Here is a 6203-nt window from a genome sequence, read left to right as displayed (position 1 = left end):
GCGGCGGGACGTGGGGGCGGGCCCCGCCGCCACCGCTGCGGCCGCCTCCGGGTGCGGGCCGGACCGCCGGACGGCCGCCCCGCCGGGACTCGATCAGGCTCACCGCCCGCTCGGGCAGCCACGCCGACGCCGTACCGCTGTCGTCGGAGCCGGAGCCGAACAGGTGCGGGGCGAGCTGGGCCTGGAGGTCGGCGGGATTGGGCCGGGCCGTGGCGTCCATCTGCATGCAGGCTTCGATCAGCGGGCGCAGCTCGTCCGGGAGCCCTTCGAGGTCCGGGCCCTCGCGCAGCAGCATGAAGACGGTCTCGACGGGGTTGGCGCCGTGGAACGGCGGATGTCCCGTGGCGGCGAAGACCAGCATCGAGCCCAGCGAGAAGACGTCGCTCGCGCCGGTGACGCTGCGGGAGTCCTTGGCCTGCTCGGGGGACATGTAGGCGGGGGTGCCGACGGCGACGTTCGTCATCGTCAGGCGGGTGTTCGAGACGCCGGACGCGATGCCGAAGTCGATCACCCGGGGGCCGTCCTCGACGACGAGGACGTTGGAGGGCTTGAGGTCGCGGTGGACCAGCCCGGCGCCGTGGATCGACTGCAGCGCCTCCGCGACGCCCGCCGCGAGCCAGCGCACCGCCTGGGCCGGGAGCGGCCCGCACTCGTTCACTATCTCCTCGAGGGAGGGCGCGGGGACGTACGCGGTGGCCAGCCACGGCACGGCGGCGCGCGGATCGGCGTCGACGACGGCCGCCGTGTAGAAACCGGAGACCGCGCGGGCCGCCTCCACCTCGCGCGTGAAGCGGACCCGGAAGAGCTGGTCCTCGGCCAGCTCGGTCCGGACCGTCTTGATCGCCACCCGCCGGCCGGACGCCGAGCGCGCGAGATAGACCAGCCCCATGCCGCCGGCTCCCAGCCGTCCCAGCACCTCGAACGGCCCGATACGCCGCGGATCGTGCTGCGTCAGCTGATCCACCACTTGCCTGCCACCTCCCCGTACGAGTCGCGCCACCGCCTGTGCGCGCGACCGTAGTGCAGCGTCTCACCACCGCACCGCCGCGGCGGCACGCACCCCGATTCTTCCTGTCCGCGCCCCCGGTTGCGAACCGGCCGACAAATAGGGTGTCCAGGTTTTCATACGACACAGGGGGTGGAAACGGCTCAACGGATCATCGGCGCAGCAGCGCGAAGGACGCCCCCTGGTCGTCGGTGACCACGGCCACCGTGCCGTAGGACGTCCCGAAGGGCGGAACCTGGACCCGTCCGCCGAGCCGGATCACCTCCGCCACGGCGGTCCCGGGATCGTCGACGGCGAAGTGGACGAGGAAGTGCGGCGGCATCTCGGCGGGGAAGACGTCGGAGACCGGGGCGCGGCCGAAGTCGGGGTCGGCGTCCGGGCCGAACAGGGCGTCGTGGAAGAGGCCGCCGTAGAAGGCGTTGGCCGTCCCGGTGTCCCGGGTGTAGAGCTGCACCCAGGCGAAGGCGCCCGGCTCGTGCCGGCGGCCGAAGCCGGGGGAGGCCGCGCCCTGCCAGAGGGAGAACACGGCGCCCTCGGCGTCGGTGACGAGCGCGGTGACGCCCAGGTCGCCGAAGGGGTGCGGCGGGGCGACGAGCTGTCCGCCGGCCGCACGGATCCGCCGGCACAGCGCCTCGGCGTCCGGGGTGGCGAAGGACACCGTCCACACGGTGGGCAGCCGGCCGTCCGCCTTGTGCGCGAGGGAGGCGACGGGCGCCCCGTCCTTCAGCGCCCGCACGGTCCCCTGCGGCTGGTCCTCGAAGGTCCACCCGAAGAGCCCGCCGTAGAACCGCTTGCCCGCCTCCACGTCGGGCAGTTGCGCGTCCACCCAGCAGGGGGTGCCCTCCGGGTACTCCGACGCACGCCCGGGCGTGCGCTCCGACGCGTGCCCCGACGCGTTCTCCGACGCGTTCTCCGATGCCCTGTTTTCGGCCATGCCGCCAAAGTAACCGCGTCGTCCGCAGGCCGCAGACCAGGCACACCAGCCTCCACGGCCCCGCACACCCCATTTGCAGTCGGCCGAATCGCGCTCGGATCACCCGTCGGTAAGCTGACGACATGACAGGACAAGTGCGTACCGTCGACGGCCGTGTGGCCGGCCGACGTGGGCAGGCGACCCGGCAGAAGCTGCTCGACTGCCTCAGCGAGATGCTCGGCTCCTCCCCCTACCGCGACGTCAAGGTCATCGATGTCGCGCGGAAGGCGGGCACCTCGCCCGCGACCTTCTACCAGTACTTCCCGGACGTCGAGGGCGCCGTCCTGGAGATCGCCGAGCGCATGGCGGCGGAGAGCGCCGGGCTGGGCGGGCTGCTGGAGGGCCGCTCCTGGACGGGGAAGGCCGGCTGGCAGACGGCACAGGAACTCGTCGACGGCTTCCTGGAGTTCTGGCGGAGCAACGAGGCGATCCTGCGGGTCGTGGACCTCGGCGCGGCCGAGGGCGACAAGCGCTTCTACAAGATCCGCATGAAGATCCTGAACTCCGTGAACACCTCGCTGGCGGACTCCGTCGCCGAACTGCGGGCCAAGGGGAGGATCGACAAGGACGTCAACCCGGCGGCGGTCGCGGGCGCCCTGGTGTCGATGCTCGCGGCCGTCGCCTCCCACCAGAAAGGTTTCTCCTCCTGGGGCGTGAAGCAGGCGGAGCTCAAGCCGAACCTGGCGCTGCTGGTGCACCTGGGGGTCACCGGCAAGAAGCCGACGAGGCAGTAGGCCGCAGCCCGTCGTCCAAGTCCTGTCAGCCAGGCGGTGGTCCACTCCGGTGGGCCACCGCCTGTCGCTTTCCGCACGGCGGGGAGCCGGGGAACACACCACCGCGCGGCCGGTGTTGTGCCTCGGCGAACCGACCGCGACCCGAGTGGACACCCGACGCGCACGTCGCAGGAGGAACCCGGAATGACCCTGACCCGTGAAGAGCGCGAACAGTTCCTGGCCGAGCCGCACGTCGCGGCGCTCGCGGTGGACGCCGGGGACGGCCGCGCCCCGCTCACCGTGCCGATCTGGTACCAGTACGCCCCCGGCGGCGACGTGTGGATCATGACCGGCCGGGACTCGCGCAAGAACCTGCTGATCGGCGCGGCGGGGCGGTTCTCGCTCCTGGTGGACCGCCTCGAACCCACCATCCGCTACGTCTCCGTCGAGGGGCCGGTGCTCGACACCACCCCCGCCACGATCGAGCGGCTGCGGGAGATCTCGGCGCGCTACCTGCCGCCCGACAAGGTCGAGGCGTACGTCGACTTCGCCTGGAGGAACCACGGCGCACAGGTCGTCGTGCGGATGCGGCCCGAGCGGTGGGTGTCCTCGGACCTCGGGACGGTGTGAGCGCGGCCGACGGACGACAATCGGCGCATGGAACCCGATCTCCACGAGCTGCTGAGGTCACTGCGGGTGTGGGCCCCGGAGACCACCGACCTGCCGGCGTTCGACCCGGCCGCGGCGCCCGCCGAGCCGCTGCCGCTGTTCGCGCGCTGGTTCGCCGAGGCCGTGGCGGCCGGGCAGACCGAGCCGCACGCCATGTCCCTGGCCACGGCGGACGCCGAGGGGCTGCCGGACGTGCGGATCGTGATGCTGCACGGCGCGGACGACGACGGCTGGTCCTTCGCCACCCACGCGCACAGCCGCAAGGGCGCTCACCTCGCCGCACGCCCGTACGCCGCGCTCGCCTTCTACTGGCCGGTGCTGGGCCGGCAGGTGCGGGTGCGCGGGCCCGTCGCGGCGGCCCCCGCCGAGGAGGCGCAGGCGGATCTGCACGCCCGGTCCACGGGGGCGCTGGCCGCCGCGCTGACCGGCAGGCAGAGCGGGGTCCTCGGATCGGCCGGGGAACTGGCGCGGGCCTCGGAGGCCGCCTGGGAGCGGGCCCGGCTGGCGCCGGAGACCCCGGTCCCGTCCTGGACCCTGTACCGGCTGCGACCGGACGAGGTGGAGTTCTTCCAGGGCGAGGCCCGGCGACGGCACGTACGGCTGCGCTACCGGCGGGAAGCCGGGGGGTGGAGCGCGGAGTCGTTGTGGCCGTGAGGACGGGCGGCGGGGGGGGCCCCCCCCCGGGCCCGGGGGCCCCCCCCCCCCGGGGGGCCCACCGGCCGGGGGGGGGCGGGCCCGGGGCCGGGGGGCCGGCGGCCCGCCCCCCGCCGGGGGTCTGGGGGGCGGCGGGGTGGGGGGCGGGGGGGGGGGGGCGCGGGGTGTGGGGGGGGGGGGGGGGGGGGGGGGGGGGGGCCCCCCGCCGGGGGCGGGGCCCCCCCCGCACCGACGGGGAACCCACGGACGGGTCAGGGACGCGCCGGGTCCGTGAGGACGGGCTCCGGGTCGGTGGCGAGGCGGGCGTGCAGGTGGGCGTCGCGGAAGGCGTCGTGGCGGCCGGCCTCGAAGACCGCGCCGCGCATGGTCCCCTCGTGACGGAACCCGCACCGCTCGGCGACCCGGCAGGACGCCTCGTGCCCGACGGCGTGGTCCAGCTCCAGCCGGTGCAGGCCGAGTCCGGTGAACGCCCAGCGGGCGGCGAGCAGCAGCGCCCGGGTGGCGACGCCCCGGCCGCGGGCCTCGGGGAGCACCCAGTAGCCGACCCTGGCGTGCCGCAGCACCGGATGGATCCCGACGAGGCCGACGTGCCCCAGGACCGCACCGCTGCCGGCGTCGGCCACCCGGAAGGACGCCCCGGTGCCGTCCGCGTCGTGCCGCGCGCGCCGGCGCAGCGCCTCCCGGGCGCCGGCCCGGTCGACGACCGGCCGGACCGGGGTGTTCCAGCGCTGGAACTCCGGGTCCGTGAAGCTCCGCAGCCACACCTCCGCGTCGGCCCGGGACTCCGGGTCCCAGGCACGCAGCCGCAGGCCGTGGCCGTGCAGTTCGGGAAGCGACCGGGTCCGGGTGTGCTCGTGCGCAAAGGACATGGGGACATTCAAACCCGTCGTTCCCGCACGCGTGATCAATCCGCAACCAATTCCGGTCTTGACCGATACCCATCAACCAGGGGCGTGATTACGCTCGCGCTCATGGCCGACTCCACCGACGCTCCCGCCCCCTCCCCGTCCGCGCGGACCACCGCGCCGAACCGGGTGGACCGCCCGGTCTACGTCATCGGTGGCGGCCCGGGCGGACTCGCCGTCGCGTACGCCCTGCGCGCCCGGGGGGTGCGGGCCGTCGTCCTGGAACGCTCCGACCGCGTGGGGGACTCCTGGCGGCGCCACTACGACCGGCTGCGCCTGCACACCACCCGGCGCCTGTCCGCGCTGCCCGGGCTGCCGATGCCGCGCCGGTTCGGGCGGTGGCCGGCCCGGGACGACGTGGTCCGGTACCTGGAGAAGTACGCCGAGCACCACCGCCTGGAGATCGTCACCGGTGTCGAGGTCTCCCGGGTGGAGCGCGCCCCCGACGGCACCGGCTGGCTGCTGCACGCCACCGGGGGCCGTGAACTGACCGGCGCGGCGGTCGTCGTCGCCACGGGCTTCAACCACACCCCCCGCGTCCCCGACTGGCCCGGCCTGGACGCGTACACCGGCGAGTTCCTGCACGCGTCCGGGTACCGCGACGCCAAGCCCTTCGCCGGCCGGGACGTGCTGGTCGTGGGCGTCGGCAACACGGGCGCCGAGATCGCCGTGGACCTGGTGGAGGGGGGCGCCTCCCGGGTGCGCCTCGCGGTGCGCACCCCTCCGCACATCGTGCGCCGCTCGACCGCGGGCTGGCCCGCGCAGTACTCGGCCGTCCTGGTGCGCCGGCTGCCGGTCGGCCTCGTCGACCGGCTGGGCCGGGTCCAGGCGAGGGTGGCGCTGCCGGACCTGTCGGACCGGGGACTCCCGCGCCCCCGGGCCGGTCTGTACAGCAGGGTGCGGGAGGGGGCCATCCCCGTGCAGGACGTCGGCCTCGTCGACGCCGTGCGCAGGGGGGCGGTGGAGGTCGTGGCCGCGGTGGAGGGGTTCGAGGAGGACCGGGTCGTCCTGGCCGACGGCGAACGCGTCGCCCCGGACGCGGTGGTGGCGGCCACCGGCTACGCGCGCGGTCTCGAGGGCCTGGTGGGCGGGCTCGGCGTCCTGGACGACCGCGGCAGACCGGTCGTCCACGGCGCCCGCACCCCGGCCGGGGCGCCCGGCCTCTACTTCACGGGCTTCACCAACCCGATCAGCGGCAACCTCCGGGAGCTGGCACTGGACGCACAGCGGATCGCGAAGGCGGTGGCCCGCACGGGGGGAGCTTCCCGGCTCCCCGCATGACC

General features: G+C 75.0%; 7 protein-coding genes. 4 read left to right on the top strand and 3 right to left on the bottom strand.

The genetic code is table 11. The features are described 5' to 3' along the window. Window positions 1-967 (bottom strand): serine/threonine-protein kinase (locus tag ABTY20_RS14700; RefSeq protein ID WP_351997366.1); only part of this gene is annotated, 967 nt, incomplete at its 3' end. 190 nt (window positions 968-1157) lie between these two features. Further along, complete coding sequence (kbpA, locus tag ABTY20_RS14695; protein WP_351997370.1) at window positions 1158-1832, bottom strand: AfsK-binding protein KbpA; 675 nt, start codon at window positions 1830-1832, stop codon at window positions 1158-1160. Window positions 1833-2074: 242 nt separating this feature from the next. Here kbpA and ABTY20_RS14690 point away from each other — a divergent pair, with 242 nt between their 5' ends. The 3 genes from ABTY20_RS14690 to ABTY20_RS14680 all read left to right on the top strand — a co-directional run bounded on the left by ABTY20_RS14690 (window position 2075) and on the right by ABTY20_RS14680 (window position 4015). Continuing rightward, window positions 2075-2713, top strand: coding sequence for a TetR family transcriptional regulator (locus ABTY20_RS14690; protein ID WP_351997369.1), 639 nt, complete (start codon window positions 2075-2077; stop codon window positions 2711-2713). Window positions 2714-2896: 183 nt separating this feature from the next. Beyond that, on the top strand, window positions 2897-3322 hold the full coding sequence (locus ABTY20_RS14685; protein ID WP_351997365.1) for a pyridoxamine 5'-phosphate oxidase family protein: 426 nt from the start codon (window positions 2897-2899) through the stop codon (window positions 3320-3322). A 27-nt stretch (window positions 3323-3349) separates the two neighbouring features. After that, a complete protein-coding gene (locus tag ABTY20_RS14680) occupies window positions 3350-4015 on the top strand; it encodes a pyridoxine/pyridoxamine 5'-phosphate oxidase (protein WP_351997364.1) in 666 nt (221 codons plus the stop codon). A 251-nt stretch (window positions 4016-4266) separates the two neighbouring features. Here ABTY20_RS14680 and ABTY20_RS14675 read toward each other — a convergent pair whose 3' ends face one another. Beyond that, entirely contained in the window at window positions 4267-4884 is a 618-nt protein-coding gene (locus ABTY20_RS14675) for a GNAT family N-acetyltransferase (protein WP_351997363.1), read from the bottom strand. A 102-nt stretch (window positions 4885-4986) separates the two neighbouring features. Between ABTY20_RS14675 and ABTY20_RS14670 the strand changes: the two genes are divergently transcribed. Then, the gene (locus ABTY20_RS14670; protein WP_351997362.1) at window positions 4987-6201 is read left to right on the top strand and encodes a flavin-containing monooxygenase; all 1215 of its coding nucleotides are present in this window, start codon (window positions 4987-4989) and stop codon (window positions 6199-6201) included. Window positions 6202-6203 lie beyond the last annotated feature (2 nt).

Source organism: Streptomyces sp. NPDC126497, assembly GCF_040302425.1.
Taxonomy (GTDB): domain Bacteria; phylum Actinomycetota; class Actinomycetes; order Streptomycetales; family Streptomycetaceae; genus Streptomyces.
Note: the sequence above shows the minus strand (reverse complement) of the source record. Positions and strands in the feature narration are given on the sequence as shown.